The sequence below is a fragment of the Streptomyces sp. NPDC002054 genome (assembly GCF_040296685.1).
GTDB lineage: Bacteria > Actinomycetota > Actinomycetes > Streptomycetales > Streptomycetaceae > Streptomyces.
The window spans coordinates 282,366-301,448 of sequence record NZ_JBEOXT010000003.1 but is presented as its reverse complement, the minus strand read 5'-3'; the positions used below and the strand labels follow the sequence as shown (position 1 = coordinate 301,448).

The window sequence follows — 19,083 nt, the reverse complement described above, 5'->3', positions numbered from 1 at the left end:
AGGAGAGCCATCGTGCCTCGTACCGTCAGGGACGTCGTCTTCGTCGACGGCGTCCGCACCCCGTTCGGCAAGGCGGGCCCGAAGGGCATCTACCACGAGACCCGCGCCGACGACCTCGTCGTGAAGGCGATCCGGGAGCTGCTGCGCCGCAACCCGGACCTCGACCCGAAGAAGATCGACGAGGTTGCCATCGCGGCCACCACGCAGATCGGTGACCAGGGTCTGACGCTGGGCCGCACGGCCGGCATCCTCGCGGGCCTCCCGCAGTCCGTCCCGGGCTACTCCATCGACCGCATGTGCGCCGGCGCGCTGACCGCCGTGACCGCCGTCGCGGGCGGTGTGGCCTTCGGTGCGTACGACGTCGCCATCGCCGGCGGTGTCGAGCACATGGGCCGCCACCCCATGGGCGAGGGCGTGGACCCGAACCCGCGCTTCGTCTCCGAGAAGCTGGTCGACGAGTCCGCCCTGTTCATGGGCATGACCGCGGAGAACCTCCACGACCGCTACCCGGCGATCACCAAGCTCCGCGCCGACGAGTACGCCGTGCGCTCGCAGGAGAAGGCCGCCAAGGCGTACGCCGACGGCAAGATCCAGCAGGACCTGGTCCCGATCTCGGTGCGCAACACCAACGAGGCGGCCGGTGAGACGGGCTGGGGCCTGGTCACCTCCGACGAGCCGATGCGCCCGGGCACCACCCTGGAGAACCTGGCCGGCCTCAAGACGCCGTTCCGCGTCCACGGCCGGGTCACCGCGGGCAACGCCGCCGGTCTCAACGACGGTGCCACCGCCTCGCTCATCGCCTCCGAGGACTTCGCCCGCGAGAACAACCTCCCGGTCAAGATGCGCCTGGTCTCGTACTCCTTCGCGGGTGTCGAGCCCGAGGTGATGGGCTACGGCCCGATCCCGGCCACCGAGAAGGCCCTCGCCCAGGCCGGTCTGACGATCGACGACATCGGCCTGTTCGAGATCAACGAGGCCTTCGCGGTCCAGGTCCTCGCGTTCCTGGAGCACTACGGCATCGCCGACGACGACGCCCGCGTCAACCAGTACGGCGGCGCCATCGCGTTCGGCCACCCGCTCGCCTCCTCCGGCGTCCGCCTGATGACCCAGCTGGCCCGCCAGTTCGAGGAGCAGCCGCACGTCCGCTACGGCCTGACCACCATGTGCGTCGGCTTCGGCATGGGCGCGACGGTCATCTGGGAGAACCCGCACTTCAACACCGAGGGAGACTCCAAGTGAGCACCACCGCTGAGCTCCTGAAGGGCGCGGCCGAGCTGTTCCCGGATGAGGTCGTGACCTCCGCGCACGTCCGCCACCTGGACCTGCCGTACGGCGCCGGGCGCTTCGCGCTCATCACGCTGGACAACGGCTTCGACCACACCAAGCCGACCACCTTCGGTCCGCAGTCCCTCGCCAACCTGAACGCGGCGATCGACCAGGTCGAGCAGGAGGCCCTCGCGGGCTCCATCGTGGGCGCGGGCATCACCGGCAAGCCGTTCATCTTCGCGGTCGGCGCCGACCTCAAGGGCGTCGAGCTGCTGAAGAAGCACGAGGAGGCCCTGGCCATCGGCAAGGGCGGCCACGACGTCTTCAAGCGTCTCGCCGCGCTCGCCGTCCCCACCTTCGCGTACTACAACGGCGCGGCGATGGGCGGCGGTGTCGAGGTCGGCCTGCACTGCACCTACCGCACCGTCTCCAAGGCCATCCCGGCCTTCTCCCTGCCCGAGGTCTTCCTCGGTCTGGTCCCCGGCTGGGGCGGCTGCACCATCCTGCCGAACCTGATCGGCGCCGAGCGCGCGGTCTCGGTGATCATCGAGAACTCGCTCAACCAGAACAAGCAGCTGCGCGGCAAGCAGGTCTTCGACCTGGGCATCGCCGACGCGCTGTTCGAGGGCGCGGACTTCCTGGAGCAGTCGCTCCTGTGGACCGCGAACGTCCTGAACGGCACCACCGAGGTCGTCCGCGCCGAGATCGACCGCGCCGAGGGCTGGGACGCGGCCGTCGCCAAGGGCCGCGCCATCGCGGACTCCAAGGTGCACGGCGCCGCTCCGGCCGCCTACCGCGCCCTGGACATCATCGCCGCCTCCAAGGACGGCGACCTCCAGGCCGGCTTCGACGCCGAGGACACCGCGCTCGCGGACCTCATCATGGGCGGCGAACTGCGCTCGGGCATCTACGCCTTCAACCTGGTCCAGAAGCGCGGCAAGCGCCCGGCCGGTGCCCCGGACAAGTCCCTGGCCCGTCCGGTCACCAAGGTCGGCGTGGTCGGCGCGGGCCTGATGGCCTCGCAGCTGGCGCTGCTCTTCCTGCGCCGCCTGGAGGTGCCGGTGGTCCTCACCGACATCGACCAGGAGCGCGTGGACAAGGGTGTGGGCTACGTCCACGCCGAGATCGAGAAGCTGCTCGGCAAGGGCCGCATCAACCAGGACAAGGCCAACCGCCTCAAGGCCCTGGTGACCGGTGTCCTGGACAAGGCCGAGGGCTTCGCGGACGCGGACTTCATCATCGAAGCCGTGTTCGAGGAGATGTCCGTCAAGCAGAAGGTGTTCGCGGAGGTCGAGGCGGTCGCCCCGGCGCACGCGATCCTCGCCACCAACACCTCCTCGCTGTCGGTGTCGGAGATGGCCTCCAAGCTCCAGCACCCGGAGCGCGTGGTCGGCTTCCACTTCTTCAACCCGGTCGCGATCCTCCCGCTGCTGGAGATCGTCCGCGGTGAGCAGACCGACGACGCCTCGCTGGCCACGGCCTTCGGTGTCGCCAAGAAGCTGAAGAAGACCGCGGTCCTCACCAAGGACGCCCCGGCGTTCGTCGTGAACCGCATCCTGACCCGCTTCATGGGCGAGATCCAGAACGTCATCGACGAGGGCACCCCGGTGGTCACGGCGGAGAAGGCCATCGAGCCGCTCGGCCTGCCGATGTCCCCGCTGGTGCTGCTGGAGCTGGTCGGCCCGGCGATCGGTCTGCATGTGTCCGAGACCCTGAACCGCGCCTTCCCGGAGCGCTTCACCGTCTCCCCCAACCTCAAGCGCGTCGTCGAGGCCGGCAAGCGCGGCTTCTACGTCTACACCGCCGAGAACGGCTTCAAGCCGGAGCTCGACCCCGAGGTCGCCGCGCTCCTGGTCCAGGGCGACTCCGTCCTGACCGAGGAGCAGGTGCGGGACCGCGTCCTGGACGCGGTGGCGCAGGAGATCGGCCTGATGCTGGAGGAGGGTGTCGTGGCCGAGGCCCAGGACATCGACCTCTGCCTGATCACGGGCGCCGGCTGGCCCTTCCACCTGGGCGGCGTCACGCCGTACCTGGACCGCGAGGGCGTTTCGGAGCGCGTGAACGGCAAGAAGTTCCTCGCCCCGGGCGTCGCGAGCGTCCCGGCGTAACGTACGCAGGACAGATACGGCGAAGCCCCTCCGCACCCGGTGCGGAGGGGCTTCGCCGTGTTGTGGGGCCGGTCAGCGGCGGAGGAAGCGCTTGCCCTTGACCAGCCGCTCGGCGGCGGGCGAGTTCGGGTTGATCCGCAGCGCCTCCCGGCCGGCCAGCTGCCGCAGCTCGGTGCCCCGCTTGCCCATCCGGACGGCGGTTTCGCCGATCCGCAGCCAGGTCAGGGCCCGTTCGCTGCCCTCGGCGCTCTTGACCGCCTTCCGAAGGTGCCCCTCGGCCAGGTCCAGCTCGCCGCTGCGGATGCGCAGTTGGGCCATGCCGATCAGGACGTCGAAGTGCTCGCGCTCGGCGAGCAGTTTCGTACCGACCTGCAGGGCGCCCTCGTCGTCGCCGTCTTCCAGGAGGGAGGTGAACCCGGCGAGGGAGATCTCGGTGACCGGAACCTCGAACTGCATGCCCTGGGAGGGGACGGACCGCATCCGGCGCCCGCGCAGGGTCTTCTTCGTCGGCGGACCCGGCAGTTCCAGCTTGTCCCGGGTCTTGTCGTTGAAGTGCATGCCCAGCTCGGGGCGCTGCTCCCACACCGGTACGGCTGCGGCGATGTACTGCTCGGCGACCGGGCGGAGGAAGGAATACCGCTTGGGCTGCATACAGAACCCGACGGTGGAGACGTACGCGGCCAGTTCGCCCGTCACATAGGCGGCGTCCATGATGCGGTCGCCCATCCCGTTGCCCGGGGCCTCGAGGTCGGGCAGCAGGGCGTGGGTGATGGTGACGGGGATGCGGTTGCTGTTCTCGTACGGCCGCATCCGCCGGATGACCTCCAGCGCGCCGATCTGGCCGACCGGGATCCCGTACAGCGCACGGGCGGTGAACAGGCCGGTGGAGAAGCAGCCGATGACGGAACGGGGCTTCAGGTACTCGAAGATGGTCTCGGCCAGGACGGGGGCGTCGACCACCAGGAAGTCCACGCCGGCCTGTTGTGCCGCCAGGGCGAGGGTGTCGGCCAGGTTGGACGGGGCGCTGGGGTGCGGTTTGAAGATGACCGAGCGGAAGCCCATGCCCACGGCGGACTCGAACATCCGCAGGTGGAGCTGCTCCTCTTCTTCCTCCGAGAGGATGTTGAGGGCGGAGAGGTACTGGCCCAGCAGGACGGCGGTTTCCTGACCGCGTTGCAGCATGTGCGGGGGGATCGCGGCGTCGAGCAGCGGGCGGCACTCCCGGGTGAGCTCCGACATGAGTCCGAGCACGGCGCGGGTGTCCACGGGCTGCGAGGGGATCCGGTACTCCGTCAGGAGCATCGGGACCAGCTGCGGGATGAGGTCCAGGTAGAGCACCCGGGAGATCCGGGCGTGGATGTCGCGGTGCAGGTCGTTGCGGGTGGGGCCGTAGCTCATCACCCCGTCCGCGTAGACGGTGACCGTGGCGTCGGAGAAGATCTGGCAGAGCGTCTGGGCCGGCTTGACCTGGATGGACTCGACGATGAGCTCGAGCGGGCCGGGGGCGAGGCGGATCTTCTCCCCGAGCATGGTGCGCCAGAGCAGGAGGTCCTCGCCCCGGGGGCCCCACATCGACGGGTGGTACGGGGCGATGAGCTCGTTCCAGTACACGATCCGGGTGAAGCGGGACACCACGGAGTTGGCTCCGTGCATCCGGTGGAGCGGAGTCGATACTTCCGGGATGTCCACGTTGTTGCACACGAGCAGGATGCGCTCGCGCCCGCCCGGCGGCCCGAACTGGCCGGCGTCGATGGCGGCGGCCACCGTCATCGCACCGTAGAGGGTCGAAGCAGCAAATATCTGTGTCATTACGCGGCAACACCCAGCACGGTCGACAGGAGCGATCGCAGCATCTTCACCCGGCGCGCATCCATGCCGGCCAGGGTCCCCTCGAGCACGTCCTGGGGGCACTCCATCAGGGCCCGGGCGCTGCGCTCCATGAGCAGCGAGCGGGTGTACTCGTCGTAGGTGTCGGCGCGGTCGAGGTGGATGCAGATCATCGCGCAGAGCGTGCGCATCGCCTTGAACGACAGTTCATATCCGCGCGGATGCCCGGCGATCTCCTGGAACACCTTCTGGTAACACACGATGAAATCGAGCTGGCGCTCGTCGGGAATCTTGGTGAGCGAGCCGGCGACATCACGGCGGTAGAAGATGCCGTGCAGATCGACGACACCGAAAGAACGGGCCCGCAGATGCAGGCGCCACATCCAGTGGCGGTCCTCGGCCGTGCGGAGGGTCTCATCGAAGAACAGGCCGTCGAAGGAGAGCAGGCGCTCGCGGTCGTAGATTCCGGCCCACACGAGCGGGTAGTCGACGATGGACGAGGCATCGACCGGAAGGATATAGTCCGCAGGGTCCAGCTGCATGGCCCGCGGAGAGACCGGACATTTGGCGATCTCGCGCTTCTTGCCGAAGACCTTGACGTGTCCGGTGCGTATGAAGTCGACGCCCGACTGGCCCATCCAGCTCACCAGTTGCGCGAGATATCCGGGGCCGTACCAGTCGTCCCCGTCGAGGAACGTGACATAGCGCCCGCGCGCAGCGGCGAGTCCCCGGTTACGGGTGGCCGATATCCCCATGTTCTGCGGATTCGGTATCAGGACCGCACCCGGAATGGCCGGCAGCATCTGCTGGATGATCTCCAAGGTCCCATCCGTGGAGCAGTCGTCCACGATGATGAACTCGAAGTCTTCTCTCGCATTCAGCGCCAGAGACTTAAGTGTCGTCCGACAGTAGTCGCGGACATTGCACATTGGAACAATCACCGACAACGTGACCATCAGTAACACTCACCTTCTTCCATTCACAGATGCACCCCCGCGGGACTGCGCCGGCGCAGTCGCCGAGCACACGTCGGGCCCACGCACCAGTAAGCCCGCCGAACATCATGACAGAACCACTCGGATCCCCTTCCGATTCCGGGGCGTGTGACACACCACTCCACCGACTTGTAAAGGTTCGGTCAGGATGTACAGTGATCCGGACTGCGGGGCTATCCGGACCAGAACCTCTGTGCTGGGGGCGCGAGGGCCGGGGGCAGTTGGGGGCGAATCGGAAGTTTTCGCACACAGATTCAGCTGAGGAGCCACGTCCGCTTTCCACAACGAGCCGGGAGTCACAGTGCGCATCCACGTACTCGCTGACTCCGACACCCGTTGGAAATGGGGGGCGGGCCTCGCCATCGGCATGGCTCCGCACGGGCAGGTCCACGCACACATGCTGCGCGGGCGCAGCACCCCCACGGCCCGTCAGCTCGCCGAGGTCGGCATCACACCCGCCTCCATCTCCGAGTCCACGCTCCCCGAGTTCGCCGCGGCGCCGGAGCTGGACGACGCGGACGTGATCATCCTCGGCACGGTGGGCGGAGCGACCCACGCCGCTTTGCACGCGCTGGCCTATCGTTTCCAAGGGCAATGGCATCGCCCCATTCTGATGACCGGTTATGTCGGTGTCGTCTACGAGAAGGTGACGGACGGCCTGCTGCTGCGCGCCGGCGCCGACATCGTGCTGGCCAACAGCCCCTTCGACGCCCGCCGATTCCGTGAGACATACGTACCGCTGGGAATTCCCGGATCGAGCATCGTGCAGACCGCTCTGCCCTTCCTCGACCACCGGCCGTACGATATGAACCGGACCAATGCCCAGCACCCTTACACCCTGTGTTTCGCGGTACAGCCCTCGGTCCCCGGAGACCGAAAGGGCCGCACCTATATGCTGCGCCGCGCAATCGAACATGCGCGGCTCCGTCCGGGGCGTGATGTGCTCATCAAACTCCGCAGCAAGCCGGGCGAAGCGACCACGCATGTGGAAGCGCACCATTACCAGGTGCTGGCGGAAGAGATGGAAGAATCCCTGCCGCCCAATCTGCATTTCGTGTACGGCAACATGTCCGACACCCTCGACCGGACCGACCTCCTGGTGACGGTGAGTTCGACGGCTGCTCTGGAATCGATGCACCGCGGAATGCCGACCGCCATTCTGGCCGATCTCGGGGTCCGGGAAATCCACGGCAACCACTATTTCGTGGGCTCCGGCTGTGTCACCGACTGGGAGGCAATCGACCAGGGTGCCGCGCCGATGGCCCACGAATCCTGGACCCACGACCAGGGCATCCGCGCCACCGATCCGTTCGGGGAACTCCGGGCCCGGGTCGCGGAGCTGGGCAGTGCGCCGCTCCCGCCCATCACCCCGTACTACACCGCCGGCAGTGCGCCGGACTACGTCGGCACGCTGCTCGGCCGGCGCGGCCTGAACCTCGACGGGTCTCCGGGGCAGATGCCGGGAGCCCGGTCCAGCAGTGCGATGCGCCGCACCTCGCGCCGTGTCATGAAGGGCGCCTACCAGTTCGGCGTCCAGCGGGTGGCACCGAAGATCCAGCAATGGGGCGGCGTGTAGCCCGTGCCCCAGTGCCAGTCCAGTCACCCGCTTCGTCCTCACCCTTCCTTGGAGACCTTTGTGAACACGGCCGTCCGGCAGGCCTCGTCCGCCGTCACCGCTGTCATCCCCGCCCGCGGCGGGTCCAAGGGCATACCCGGAAAGAACGTCACGCCGATCGGCGGCGTCCCGCTGATCACCCGGGCCGTCCGCGCCTGCCTGGCCGCCGAGCACGTCACCCGCACCGTGGTGACCACGGACGACCCGGTCATCGCCGAGGCCGCCCGCGCGGCCGGTGCCGAGGTGGTCGACCGCCCGGCCGAGCTCGCCGCCGACCGGTCCTCCAGCGAATCGGCTCTGCTGCACGCGCTGGACACCCTGGAGGAACGGCACGGCGAGCCCGTCGGGGTGCTGGTCTTCGTCCAGTGCACCAGCCCGTTCATCACCACCGAAGAGGTGGACGAGACGGTCCTGGCCATCACCCGCGACGGCGCCGACTCGGCCTTCACCGCGGTGCCGTTCCACGGTTTCGTCTGGCGCACCGAGCCGGACGGGGCTCCGGCGGGCCACAGCGCCGACGGGGTCAACCACGACAAGGCCGTCCGCCAGCGCCGCCAGGACCGGCACCCGGAGTACCTGGAGACCGGCACCGTCTACGCGATGCGCGCCGAGGGCTTCCGCGAGCACGGCCACCGCTTCTTCGGCCGGACCCAGCTGGTCCCCACCGCCCCCGAGCGGGCCATCGAGATCGACGAGCCCGGCGACCTCGACCGGGCCCGCGCCCTGGCCCCGCTGCTGGACGCGGCGGAGCTGCCGGGCCGCGCCGATGTCGACGCCGTGGTCCTCGACTTCGACGGCACCCAGACCGACGACCGCGTCTGGGTCGACGAGACCGGCCGCGAGATGGTCGCCGCCCACCGCGGCGACGGCATGGGCATCGCCCGGCTCCGCAAGGCCGGCATCCCGGTGTTCATCCTGTCCAGCGAAACCAACCCGGTCGTCGCCGCCCGGGCGAACAAGCTCAAGGTCGAGGTCGTCCACGGGGTGGAGACCAAGGACGTCGAGCTGGCCAAGTGGTTCCGCGGGGCCGGGATCGACCCCGACCGCATCGTCTACGTCGGCAACGACGTGAACGACCTCCCCTGCTTCGAGCTCGTCGGCTGGCCGGTGGCGGTGGGCGACGCCCACCGCGCGGTCCGCGAACGCGCTCGTATCGTCACGTCGGCCCATGGAGGGCACGGCGCCGTGCGAGAAATCGCCGAATGGATCCTTGGAAAGGAACTCTGAACAGTGGTGCACAGCAACCGCATCCGCCAGGTCGGCAACAAGCAGGTGGGCCCGGGGCTGCCCACCTACGTGATCGGTGAGATCGGCATCAACCACAACGGCGACCTGGCCAACGCCATCGCCCTCATAGACGCCGCCGCCGAGGCCGGCTGCGACGCCGTGAAGTTCCAGAAGCGCACCCCGGAGATCTGCACTCCGCGCGACCAGTGGGACATCGAGCGCGACACCCCCTGGGGCCGGATGACCTACATCGACTACCGCCACCGCGTGGAGTTCGGCGAGGACGAGTACCGCGCCATAGACGAGCACTGCAAGAAGCGCGGCATCAGTTGGTTCGCCTCCCCGTGGGACACCGAGGCCGTCACCTTCCTCGAGAAGTTCGACGTCCCGTGCCACAAGGTGGCCTCGGCCTCCCTCACGGACGACGAGCTGCTGCGCGCCCTGCGCGCCACCGGCAAGCCGGTCATCCTCTCCACCGGCATGTCCACCCCGGAGCAGATCCGCCACGCGGTCGAGGTCCTGGGCAGCGAGAACACCATCCTGCTGCACGCCACCTCCACCTACCCGGCGGTGACCGAGGAGCTCAACCTGCGCGTCATCCACGCGCTGGAGGCCGCGTACCCGAACATCCCGATCGGCTACTCCGGCCACGAGATCGGCCTGCAGACCACCGTCGCCGCCGTCGCCATGGGCGCCACCGTGGTCGAGCGCCACATCACCCTCGACCGCGCCATGTGGGGCTCCGACCAGGCCGCCTCCGTGGAGCCGGGCGGCCTGCAGCGCCTCGTCCGTGACATCCGTGTCATCGAGGAGGCCAAGGGCGACGGCATCAAGAAGGTCTACGAGTCGGAGCTCGGCCCGATGAAGAAGCTCCGCCGCGTTCAGGGCGTCGTGGCGGGTAAGTGACGAACCGTCGATGACTGAGACCCTCGCCCTGGTGGAGAGCCCTGCTCAACTGCTCAACGTTCTCGAGTGGGCCCATGTCCACCCGGGCGAGGCGTCTTCCCTCAGCATCGCCATCCTGCAGCCCACCGACCGCCACTCCCGTGAGCAGGTGCGGCGGCTGTGCAAGTTCGCGTCCCAGGCCAGGCTGGTCTGGCGGCGCTATGAGGTGCGGTCCGGCTCGGTGAGCCGGGCCCACACCCTGCTCCGGCTCGGCCGTTCCGTCTCCGCTGCCGAGCGCCTGGTGATCGGCGACCTGTTCTCCCGTACCGTGCAGGCCCTGCTGCCCTTCTCCAAGGCGCGCGAGGTGGTGGTCGTCGACGACGGCACCGCCACCACCGAGCTGGTGGCCCTGCTGACGCAGGGCCAGAACCTGAGCCGCTGGCACCAGGGCGATGCGCCCAAGAAGTCCGACGGCAAGGGCAGTTCGGTCGGCCGCTGGCTGTCCCGGGACACTCTGGAGCTGTTCGCGTTCTTCACCTGCATGCCGGTGAGCCCGCCACCCGGCGCCGTGGTGGTGCCCAACGAGTACCGCTGGATCCGGGAGACCTTCGGCCCGGTCCGGGTCCGCGGCGGCGCCGATCTGGCCGGCACCTCACTGGTGGAGACGGGCATCATCGACCAGCAGCGCTATCTGGAGGCGATCGGCTGGATCGCCCGGTCCCGCGGCGCCTGGCGCTATCTGGCGCACCGCCGCGAAAGCCCGGAGAAACTACGGGAGATCGCCGATGCCACCGGTATGGAGATCCTCCACCCCGAACTTCCCATGGAGGTCATGGCGCGGGTGGAGCCCATCGGGCACACCGTCCTGACCTTCGCCTCCACCATCGCCTACACGCTGCCGATCGTCCTGCAGAACTCCCCGGTCCGGGTGGAGCTCTGCGAGATCGACGACGCGTGGATCACCGAGGGCACCGCGGCCCGTTCGGTGGACTTCCTCCGGAAGATCTCCACCCTCGCCGTGGACCGGCACGGCCTGGCGAAGGTCCCGCCGCAGTCGCGGGGCCGGCAGGCGCAGCCCCGGCAACTGCCCCCGCCGCAGCGGTACGGGCTGCCCGGGGTGCCCGGCCAGCACGGTCCGTACGGGTCACCCGAGCCGTACTGAGCCCGCCGGGCCGCGGGACGGGGGTGTCAGAACCGCATCCAACGGCCCAGCGACAGGCCCATGTTGTCCTTCTGCCGGGTCACCAGCAGCTCGCCCGCCACGCTGACCGCGGCGATCACGATCCTGCCGCGCGCATCGACGGTCAGGCCGGGCGAGCCCACCGCCTCCTCGCCGGTCTCGGTCCACCACAGGCCGGCCGCCTCGTTCTCGGTCGGATAGGCGGCCAGCGCCGTACGGCCGTTCAGACCCCGGTAGGCGAGGATCGTGCAGTCGTAGCCGTCGACGAAGGCCCGGGTGCCGGCGACCGCGCCGTGTGCGGGTCCGCCGCCGAGCGCCATCACGCCGACTCCGGCGCGGTAGGCGCAGACGCCGCGGCCGTCGGCGGCGTGCCAGTAGTACGTGACCCGGTCAGGGGCCGTCTCCACACCGCAGCCGGAGGCCGGTTGGGCGAGGAAGGGCAGGTCCTCGGCCTTGTCGACGGAGCCGCCCGGCTCGGACTGGGTCCACAGGCTCACCCGCTTCTCGGCCGGGGCGATGAGGGAGACCCGGCCGCCGAACGTGGCGAACCCGGTGGAGCCGTCAAGGGTTCCACTGCCCTTGATGTCGGCCCACTTGTTCCACTTGCCCTTGTTGTCCTGCCGGCGGGAGTGGACGCCCTTGCCGAAGTTCCGTACGAAGACGTGGAGTCCGCCGTGCACATCGACGGCCGCGCTCGGGGCGCCCGCAGTGCGGGCCATGTCCTCGTTCTGGTAGAGGCTGCCCAGCGAGGCCCAGGGGCCCAGCGGCCGGCCCGTCTGGTACTGCATGGCGTGATGGAAGGTGATCTGCTCCCGGCCGTCCACGACCCGGCTGCGCCGACCGACGAAGTGCACATAGCCGTCCTGGCCTTGGGCCAGGCAGAGGTGGGTCAGGTCGGGGGCCGGGAAGAAGTCGGGGCCGGTCCATTCGGGGCCGCCGGGCTCGCTCTCGGTCCAGCGCACCAGCCCGCCCTCGGCCATCGCGTATGCGCTCAACCGGCCGTCCTTGCCCGCGAGGACCCAGGATCCGGAGGCCGGGCCCAGCGCGGCAGCGCCCCGGTCGTGCACCGCGTCCGCCTGGGACGCGCCGGCCACCTGCTTGTGGGACCTGCGCGCGGATCGCGTAGCCATGAACCGAAGCAGCCTTCCCACATCATGATTCGAACGGAGTTGAGCATACCCCGGCGCCTTACTCGCTCAAGAGTGCGCTTATGTTATAGGCCGCGTGACTTCTCTCATCAGTGCGGAAGGACCGGTCCCCGGGAATGACTGCAGACACTTCAGGTTCGACGACTCCGCCGGCGGGACGCGCCGCGCGGCGCCGGAGCGCCACCCGCACGCGTACCCGGGGCCAGAAGATCCGCCGGGTCCTGCTGTGGAGCCTGCTGGCCGTGGTGGTCGCGCTCGGCGGCGGCGCCTGGTGGACGTACAGCCACCTCAACGGCAACATCCAGAGCGTGGACCTGGACCAGGCGATCGGCGACAACCGCCCGCAGAAGGTCGTGGAGGGCGCCCAGAACGTCCTGGTCATCGGCTCCGATTCGCGCGCCGGGGAGAACTCCGACCTCGACGGCGGAAGCACGGTGGCGGGCGCCCGCTCGGACACCACGCTGCTGATCCACATACCCGCGGGCCGGTCCAAGGCCACCGCGGTCAGCATTCCGCGCGACACCCTGATCACCCGGCCCGACTGCAAGGACGAGAAGGGCAAGACCATCCCGGGCCAGAAGCGGGCCATGATGAACAGCGTCTACGCCCTGGCCGGTCCCGCCTGTGTGGTGAACACGGTGGAGCAGATGTCCGGGGTCCGCGTGGACCACTTCGTCGAGGTGGACTTCGCCGGCTTCAAGAACCTGGTCGACGCCCTCGGCGGGGTCACCGTCAAGCTGGACAAGCCCATCAACGGCTCCAAGGGCGGCATCAAGCTGGACGCCGGCGAGCACAAGCTCAACGGCACCGACTCGCTGAAGTTCGTCCGCACCCGCAAGGGCTACGCCGACGGCAGCGACCTCGGCCGCATCGGTCTGCAGCAGAAGTTCATGACCGCGATGCTGTCGGAGATCAAGAAGCAGGACGCCCTGGGCAACCCGGCCCGGCTCTACAAGCTGGCCGACGCCGGCACCAAGTCGCTGACCACCGACTCCGAACTGGCCTCGCTCACCAAGCTCTCCGACTTCGCCAAGAGCATGAAGGGCGTCGACCCGGAGACGATGGAGACCATCATGCTCCCGGTGGCGTACGACAAGATCGACCCGAACCGGGTGATCGCGGCCGAGCCGAACGCCACCCAGCTGTGGGAGGCCCTGCGCAAGGACGAGAAGATCCCCGCCTCCGCGAAGAAGTCCCCGGCCAAGGCCGGCTGACCTCCCGCCGCCGCGCGCACCGGACGGCCGGGCCCCGCTCCTGGGGGCCCGGCCGTTGTCGTATGACCGTATGGCCGTATGACCGGGGAGTACTACGACGGGACCTTGGGGACGTCCCCGCGGGGCCCTTCGAGCCCCAGGCCCAGCCGGCTGTGCCGGCGGCCGTACGCGTAGTAGACGACGATGCCGATGACCATCCAGATCGCGAACCGCAGCCAGGTGTCGGCCGGCAGGTTGAGCATCAGCCACAGGGAGGCCGCAATCGAGATGATCGGGAGCACCGGCACCCACGGGGTGCGGAAGGAGCGGTGCAGGTCCGGGCGGGACCGGCGCAGGATGATCACGCCGAGTGCGACGACCACGAAGGCGAACAGGGTGCCGATGTTCACCAGCTCCGCGAGCTTCTCCAGGCTGGTGAAGCCGGCGAGGAAGGCGATGGCCACGCCGAGCACGACGGTCGCCCGGTAGGGAGTGCGGAACTTCGGGTGGGTGACGGAGAAGAAGCGCGGCAGCAGGCCGTCGCGGCTCATCGCGAAGAACACCCGGGTCTGGCCGAGCAGCAGGATCATGCTGACCGTGATCAGGCCGACGGCGGCGCCGAGACTGATGGCACCGGCGAAGAACGGCTGATTCACGGACTTGAAGGCCTCGGCGAGCGGGGCGGTCGGCGACATCTGCGTGTAGTGCTGCATGCCGGTGACGACCAGGGTCACCACCACGTAGAGCACGGTGCAGATGAGCAGCGAGCCCAGGATGCCGCGCGGCATGTCCCGCTGAGGGTTCTTGGTCTCCTCGGCGGCGGTGGCCACGACGTCGAAGCCGATGAAGGCGAAGAACACCAGCGAGGCCGCGGTGAAGATGCCCATGATGCCGAAGTTGGTGGGTTCGTAGCCGAAGAGGAGCTGGACCAGTGGCGCGTGCCAGCCGCTGGTGCCCTCGGGCTGCGGCTGGGCCGGCGGGATGAACGGCGAGTAGTTGTCGGCCTTGATGAAGAACAGGCCGGCGACGATGACCAGCAGCACCACGGTGACCTTGATGGCGACCACGATCGCGGTGATCCGGGCCGAGAGCTTCGTCCCGACGACCAGGATTGCGGTCAGCGCCAGGACCAGGAGGAAGGCCAGCAGGTCGAAGGATCCGCCCGCATCGGGTCCGGAGATGGCGGTGGGCAGCTGCCAGCCGAGGTTGGTGTCCATCAGGTGGCGTACGTACCCGGACCAGCCGACCGCGACCACCGCGGTGCCGAGCGCGAACTCCAATACCAGGTCCCAGCCGATGATCCAGGCGGGCAGCTCGCCGATCGAGGCGTAGCTGAAGGTGTACGCCGATCCGGCCACCGGCACCGTCGAGGCGAACTCGGCGTAGCAGAGGGCCGCGAGGGCGCAGACGACACCCGCGGCCACGAAGGACAGGGCGGTGGCGGGTCCGGCGTTGTTCCGGGCCGCGATGCCCGTCAGCACGAAGATGCCGGTGCCGATGATGACGCCGACACCGAAGATCGTGAGGTCCCAGGCGGAGAGGGACTTCCGCAACTGGTGCTCGGGCTCTTCCGTGTCGCGGATGGACTGTTCCACCGATTTCGTACGGAAGGGACTGTTCAGATTCGCACTCACGGGCACACCTCCGAACGGGCCCCCACAGCGTGAGGGGGGCCGGCGCGCGAACGGGCCGGACAAATCACCCATTCAAGGATGATCCTCCCGGCCGGAGACCTGCAACAGGAAGGACCTCCATCGGCCGTCATCCGCACGGCCGCGCACCGCATGCCGCGGGGCGCCCGGGGGGCCAGGCTGCGGGCAAGGCCGCCATCTCCGCACAGACGAGGACCGAGCCATGTCCCACCACCGGCGCCACCGGCGCATCGGCGTCATCACCGGGTCGGCACTGCTGCTGCTGACCGCCACGGCCTGCTCGGGCCTGGGCAGGACCACCGTCGGCACCCTCGCCTTCCGCGCCCACGACTCGCCCGTCGAGCTGGTCTACTCGAACACCCTGGTCCAGGGCTGCCACCGGATCGCCCTCCCCCGCGGCGCCGCCCACGTGCACAACAACACCCTGGTCGACATCGTGCTGTACCGGACGGAGAACTGCCGGAAGACCGACAAGGCCGACGGGATCTACGTCGCCACCAGCCTGTCGAACGTGACGGCCCCCCACAGCCTGCCCTGGCGCAGCTTCACCGTCGTCGGCAGCTGACCGGCGCAAAACGAAGGCGCGGCCGGGACCCGTCGGAACGGGTCCCGGCCGCGCCTGTTCGTACGCTTAGGCCGACTAGTCGACGGCGGCGGCCGGCTCGGTGTCGTAGCGGCCGTCCAGCTTGGCGACCAGGCCGGTGACCTGACGGGCGATGTCCGGGGCGGTCAGCCCGATCTCGGCCAGGATCTCCTTGCGGAGGGCGTGGTCGAGGAAGCGCTGCGGAATGCCGAAGTCGCGCAGCGGTACGTCGACCCCCGCGTCCCGCAGGGCCTGCGAGACGGCCGCGCCCACGCCGCCGGTACGACCGTTGTCCTCGACGGTGACGACCACCCGGTGGCGGTCGGCCAGCGGGGCGAGCGCCTCGTCCACCGGCTTGACCCAGCGCGGGTCGACCACGGTGGCGGAGATGCCCTGCTTGTCGAGCAGGTCGGCGATCTCCAGGCACATCGGGGCGAGCGCGCCGACCGAGACGATCAGCACGTCCGGCTGCCGGACCTCGGGGGCCGGGGCGCGGAGCAGGTCCATGCCGCCGATCCGGCCGATGGCGGGCACGGCCGGGCCGACCACGCCCTTGGAGAAGCGGACCACGGTCGGCGCGTCCTCGACCTCGACGGCCTCGCGGAGCTGGGCGCGCAGCTGCTCGGCGTCGCGCGGGGCGGCCAGCCGCAGGCCGGGGACGACCTGGAGGATGGACATGTCCCACATGCCGTTGTGGGAGGCGCCGTCGTCGCCGGTGACCCCGGCCCGGTCCAGGACGAAGGTGACCCCGCACTTGTGCAGGGCCACGTCCATCAGGACCTGGTCGAAGGCGCGGTTGAGGAAGGTGGCGTAGACGGCGAAGACCGGGTGGACCCCGCCGGTGGCGAGGCCCGCGGCGGAGGTGGCGCCGTGCTGCTCGGCGATGCCGACGTCGTAGATCCGGTCCGGGAAGGCCTCGGCAAACTTGTTGAGGCCGACCGGGTGGAGCATGGCGGCGGTGATGCCGACCACGTCCGGCCGGTCGTGGCCGATCTTGACCATCTCGTCGGCGAAGACCGAGGTCCAGCTGGCGGCGGCGGTCTTGACGGGCAGACCGGTGTCCGGGTGGATGACGCCGACCGCGTGGAAGCGGTCCGCCTCGTGCTCCAGGGCCGGGGTGTAGCCGCGGCCCTTCTGGGTGAGGCAGTGGACGATGACCGGGCCGCTGAACCGCTTGGCGCGGGTGAGCGCGGACTCCAGGGCCTCGAGGTCGTGCCCGTCGATGGGGCCGATGTACTTCAGGCCGAGGTCCTCGAACATGCCCTGCGGGGCGATGAAGTCCTTGAGGCCCTTCTTGGCTCCGTGCAGGGTCTCGTAGAGCGGCTTCCCGACGACCGGGGTGCGCTCCAGGAGGTCCTTGCCGCGGGCCAGGAAGCGCTCGTAGCCGTCGGTGGTGCGCAGGGTGGCCAGGTGGTCGGCGAGGCCGCCGATGGTGGGGCCGTAGCTGCGCTCGTTGTCGTTGACGACGATGACCAGCGGGCGGTCCTTGGCGGCGGCGATGTTGTTCAGCGCCTCCCAGGCCATGCCGCCGGTGAGGGCGCCGTCGCCGATCACGGCGGCGACGTGGTGGTCCTCGCGGCCGAGCACCTGGTTGGCCTTGGCGAGGCCGTCGGCCCAGCCGAGCACGGTGGAGGCGTGCGAGTTCTCGATCACGTCGTGCTCGGACTCGGCGCGCGAGGGGTAGCCGGAGAGGCCGCCCTTGGTGCGCAGGCCGGTGAAGTCCTGGCGGCCGGTGAGCAGCTTGTGCACGTAGGCCTGGTGCCCGGTGTCGAAGAGGACCTTGTCCTTGGGGGACTCGAAGACCCGGTGCAGGGCGATCGTCAGTTCGACGACGCCGAGGTTGGGGCCCAGGTGCCCGCCGGTCTTGGAGACCGCGTCGACGAGGAAGGACCTGATCTCTGCGGCCAGCTGGTTCAGCTGCTCCGGGCTGAGCCGGTCCAGATCGCGCGGTCCCTTGATGCGGGTCAGCAGCACCCGTGCCTCCTTGCAGTTGCTTGCTGGTCTGTCGAGTCTAATGTTCCGCCCGCGCGGTGCGTCATCGGGCGCACCTTCTGGTGGCCGGACGCACGGATGTGCCCGGCACCACCTGAGGGTGGCGCCGGGCACAGGGCCGCGTAAAGGGGTGCCTCAGGCGCGGCCCGCGGTCTTCTGCGTCTTACGGGTGACCGAGTCGATCACCACGGTGGCCAGCAGCACCGCACCGGTGATCATGTACTGGATCGGTGTGGCGATGCCCTGCAGGGCCAGACCGTACTGGATCGAGGTGATGACCATGACACCGAGGAGGGCGTTCCAGGTCCGGCCACGGCCGCCGAAGAGGCTGGTGCCGCCGATCACGGCCGCCGCGATCACGTTCATCAGCAGGTCGCCGGCGCCGGCGCTCTGGTTGGCCGCCGCGATCTTGGAGGCCCAGAAGAGGCCGCCGACCGCCGCGAAGGTGCCCGCGATGGCGAAGACCGCTATGCGGATCATGTCCACGTTGATGCCGGCCCGCCGGGAGGCCTCGACGCTGCCGCCCAGGGCGAAGATCTTGCGCCCGAAGCCGGTGCGGCGGAGCAGGAAGTCGGTGCCGACCAGGACCAGCAGGAAGAGCAGCACCGCGAGCGGCATGCCCTTGTACTGGTTGAACACGGACGCGGCGGTGAAGGCCACCACGGCGAGCAGTCCGGTGCGGAGCAGGACCTCGCTCAGCGGGCGGGAGGGGACCCCGGCCGCGGACCGGCGCCTGGCGTCCAGGAAGGCGCTCAGAAAGTACACCGCGACGGCCACCGCGGCCAGCCCGTAGGCGGCGGCGACATCGGAGAAGTAGTACGTGGTGAGCTTGCCGACCACGCCCTCGGAGTCGAGGTTGATGGTGCCGTTGCTGCCGAGCAGCTGGAGCATGAAGCCGGACCAGAACAGCAGGCCCGAAAGGGTGACGGCGAAGGCCGGGGCGCCGATCTTGGCGAAGAAGAAGCCGTGGATCGAGCCGATCAGCGCGCCGCCCGCGATGGCGGCGAGCACCGCGAGCCATTCGTTCACGCCGTGGGTGACGGCGAGGACGGCGACGATCGCGCCGGAGACTCCGCTGACCGAGCCGACCGAGAGGTCGATCTCGCCGAGCAGCAGCACGAAGATGATGCCGACGGCCATCATGCCGGTGGCGACCATCGTGACCGCGATGTTGTTGATGTTCTCGGCGGAGAGGAAGTTCGCGTTCAGGCTCTGGAAGATGGCGCAGATGACCACCAGGCCGATGATGACCGGGAGCGAACCCAGGTCGCCGGCCCGCAGCTTCCGCTTGAACTCGCCGACGTAGCCGGACAGGCCCTCTTCGCGCACCAGCAGGCGGGGGTCGACCGCGGGGATGGCGTCCCCGGCCGCGCCCGGATTGACCACCGGGCCGGCTTTGTGCTTCGCCATGT

At 69.3% G+C, this 19,083-nt stretch carries 14 protein-coding genes; 8 read left to right on the top strand and 6 right to left on the bottom strand.

The features are described from left to right. Positions 1 to 12: 12 nt before the first annotated feature. Positions 13 to 1,239, top strand: a complete 1,227-nt coding sequence (locus ABT123_RS04455) for an acetyl-CoA C-acyltransferase (protein ID WP_351309673.1) — start codon at positions 13 to 15, stop codon at positions 1,237 to 1,239. Then, positions 1,236 to 3,374, top strand: a complete 2,139-nt coding sequence (locus ABT123_RS04450; RefSeq protein WP_351309670.1) for a 3-hydroxyacyl-CoA dehydrogenase NAD-binding domain-containing protein — start codon at positions 1,236 to 1,238, stop codon at positions 3,372 to 3,374. The genes ABT123_RS04455 and ABT123_RS04450 overlap by 4 nt, the downstream gene beginning before the upstream one ends. Before the next feature lie 72 nt (positions 3,375 to 3,446). Here the strand turns inward: ABT123_RS04450 and ABT123_RS04445 are convergent, their stop codons facing one another. Then, positions 3,447 to 5,183: a polysialyltransferase family glycosyltransferase gene (locus tag ABT123_RS04445; protein WP_351309667.1), complete on the bottom strand. Its 1,737-nt coding sequence runs from the start codon at positions 5,181 to 5,183 to the stop codon at positions 3,447 to 3,449. Then, a complete protein-coding gene (locus ABT123_RS04440; protein WP_351309664.1) occupies positions 5,183 to 6,157 on the bottom strand; it encodes a glycosyltransferase family 2 protein in 975 nt (324 codons plus the stop codon). Before ABT123_RS04440 ends, ABT123_RS04445 begins: the two co-directional genes overlap by 1 nt. Before the next feature lie 340 nt (positions 6,158 to 6,497). Here ABT123_RS04440 and ABT123_RS04435 point away from each other — a divergent pair, with 340 nt between their 5' ends. The 4 genes from ABT123_RS04435 to ABT123_RS04420 are packed head-to-tail and all read left to right on the top strand — an operon-like array spanning position 6,498 to position 11,085. Further along, positions 6,498 to 7,772, top strand: coding sequence for a DUF6716 putative glycosyltransferase (locus tag ABT123_RS04435; RefSeq protein ID WP_351309661.1), 1,275 nt, complete (start codon positions 6,498 to 6,500; stop codon positions 7,770 to 7,772). Between the two features lie 60 nt (positions 7,773 to 7,832). Further along, complete coding sequence (locus tag ABT123_RS04430) at positions 7,833 to 9,038, top strand: cytidylyltransferase domain-containing protein (protein ID WP_351309658.1); 1,206 nt, start codon at positions 7,833 to 7,835, stop codon at positions 9,036 to 9,038. Between the two features lie 3 nt (positions 9,039 to 9,041). Next, positions 9,042 to 9,944 carry an N-acetylneuraminate synthase family protein gene (locus tag ABT123_RS04425; protein WP_351309655.1) on the top strand — a complete coding sequence of 301 codons (903 nt, stop codon included), beginning with the start codon at positions 9,042 to 9,044 and terminating at the stop codon, positions 9,942 to 9,944. A gap of 10 nt (positions 9,945 to 9,954) precedes the next feature. Beyond that, positions 9,955 to 11,085, top strand: coding sequence for a hypothetical protein (locus ABT123_RS04420; protein ID WP_351309653.1), 1,131 nt, complete (start codon positions 9,955 to 9,957; stop codon positions 11,083 to 11,085). A gap of 26 nt (positions 11,086 to 11,111) precedes the next feature. Here ABT123_RS04420 and ABT123_RS04415 read toward each other — a convergent pair whose 3' ends face one another. After that, positions 11,112 to 12,233 (bottom strand): PLL family lectin, encoded by a 1,122-nt coding sequence (locus tag ABT123_RS04415; RefSeq protein ID WP_351309650.1) that lies wholly within the window; start codon positions 12,231 to 12,233, stop codon positions 11,112 to 11,114. 134 nt (positions 12,234 to 12,367) lie between these two features. Between ABT123_RS04415 and ABT123_RS04410 the strand changes: the two genes are divergently transcribed. Further along, positions 12,368 to 13,465 (top strand): LCP family protein, encoded by a 1,098-nt coding sequence (locus ABT123_RS04410; RefSeq protein WP_351309647.1) that lies wholly within the window; start codon positions 12,368 to 12,370, stop codon positions 13,463 to 13,465. Positions 13,466 to 13,557: 92 nt separating this feature from the next. On the opposite strand, the gene ABT123_RS04405 is transcribed toward ABT123_RS04410, so the two are convergent. Beyond that, complete coding sequence (locus ABT123_RS04405) at positions 13,558 to 15,078, bottom strand: amino acid permease (protein WP_351309644.1); 1,521 nt, start codon at positions 15,076 to 15,078, stop codon at positions 13,558 to 13,560. Between the two features lie 220 nt (positions 15,079 to 15,298). Between ABT123_RS04405 and ABT123_RS04400 the strand changes: the two genes are divergently transcribed. After that, entirely contained in the window at positions 15,299 to 15,661 is a 363-nt protein-coding gene (locus ABT123_RS04400; RefSeq protein ID WP_351309641.1) for a hypothetical protein, read from the top strand. Positions 15,662 to 15,736: 75 nt separating this feature from the next. On the opposite strand, the gene dxs is transcribed toward ABT123_RS04400, so the two are convergent. Both dxs and ABT123_RS04390 read right to left on the bottom strand, forming a co-directional pair. After that, positions 15,737 to 17,653, bottom strand: a complete 1,917-nt coding sequence (dxs, locus tag ABT123_RS04395; protein WP_351309638.1) for a 1-deoxy-D-xylulose-5-phosphate synthase — start codon at positions 17,651 to 17,653, stop codon at positions 15,737 to 15,739. A 153-nt stretch (positions 17,654 to 17,806) separates the two neighbouring features. Then, positions 17,807 to 19,081, bottom strand: a complete 1,275-nt coding sequence (locus ABT123_RS04390) for a sugar ABC transporter permease (RefSeq protein ID WP_351309635.1) — start codon at positions 19,079 to 19,081, stop codon at positions 17,807 to 17,809. Positions 19,082 to 19,083: the final 2 nt, after the last annotated feature.

What these genes read in the sequence shown, in the direction of transcription:
- ABT123_RS04445 (WP_351309667.1), bottom strand. Translation starts at nt 5,183, where the DNA reads ATGACACAGATATTTGCTGCTTCGACCCTCTACGGTGCGATGACGGTG.
- ABT123_RS04440 (WP_351309664.1), bottom strand. Translation starts at nt 6,157, where the DNA reads ATGGTCACGTTGTCGGTGATTGTTCCAATGTGCAATGTCCGCGACTAC.
- ABT123_RS04420 (WP_351309653.1), top strand. Translation starts at nt 9,955, where the DNA reads ATGACTGAGACCCTCGCCCTGGTGGAGAGCCCTGCTCAACTGCTCAAC.
- ABT123_RS04415 (WP_351309650.1), bottom strand. Translation starts at nt 12,233, where the DNA reads ATGGCTACGCGATCCGCGCGCAGGTCCCACAAGCAGGTGGCCGGCGCG.
- ABT123_RS04410 (WP_351309647.1), top strand. Translation starts at nt 12,368, where the DNA reads ATGACTGCAGACACTTCAGGTTCGACGACTCCGCCGGCGGGACGCGCC.
- ABT123_RS04400 (WP_351309641.1), top strand. Translation starts at nt 15,299, where the DNA reads ATGTCCCACCACCGGCGCCACCGGCGCATCGGCGTCATCACCGGGTCG.
- ABT123_RS04390 (WP_351309635.1), bottom strand. Translation starts at nt 19,081, where the DNA reads ATGGCGAAGCACAAAGCCGGCCCGGTGGTCAATCCGGGCGCGGCCGGG.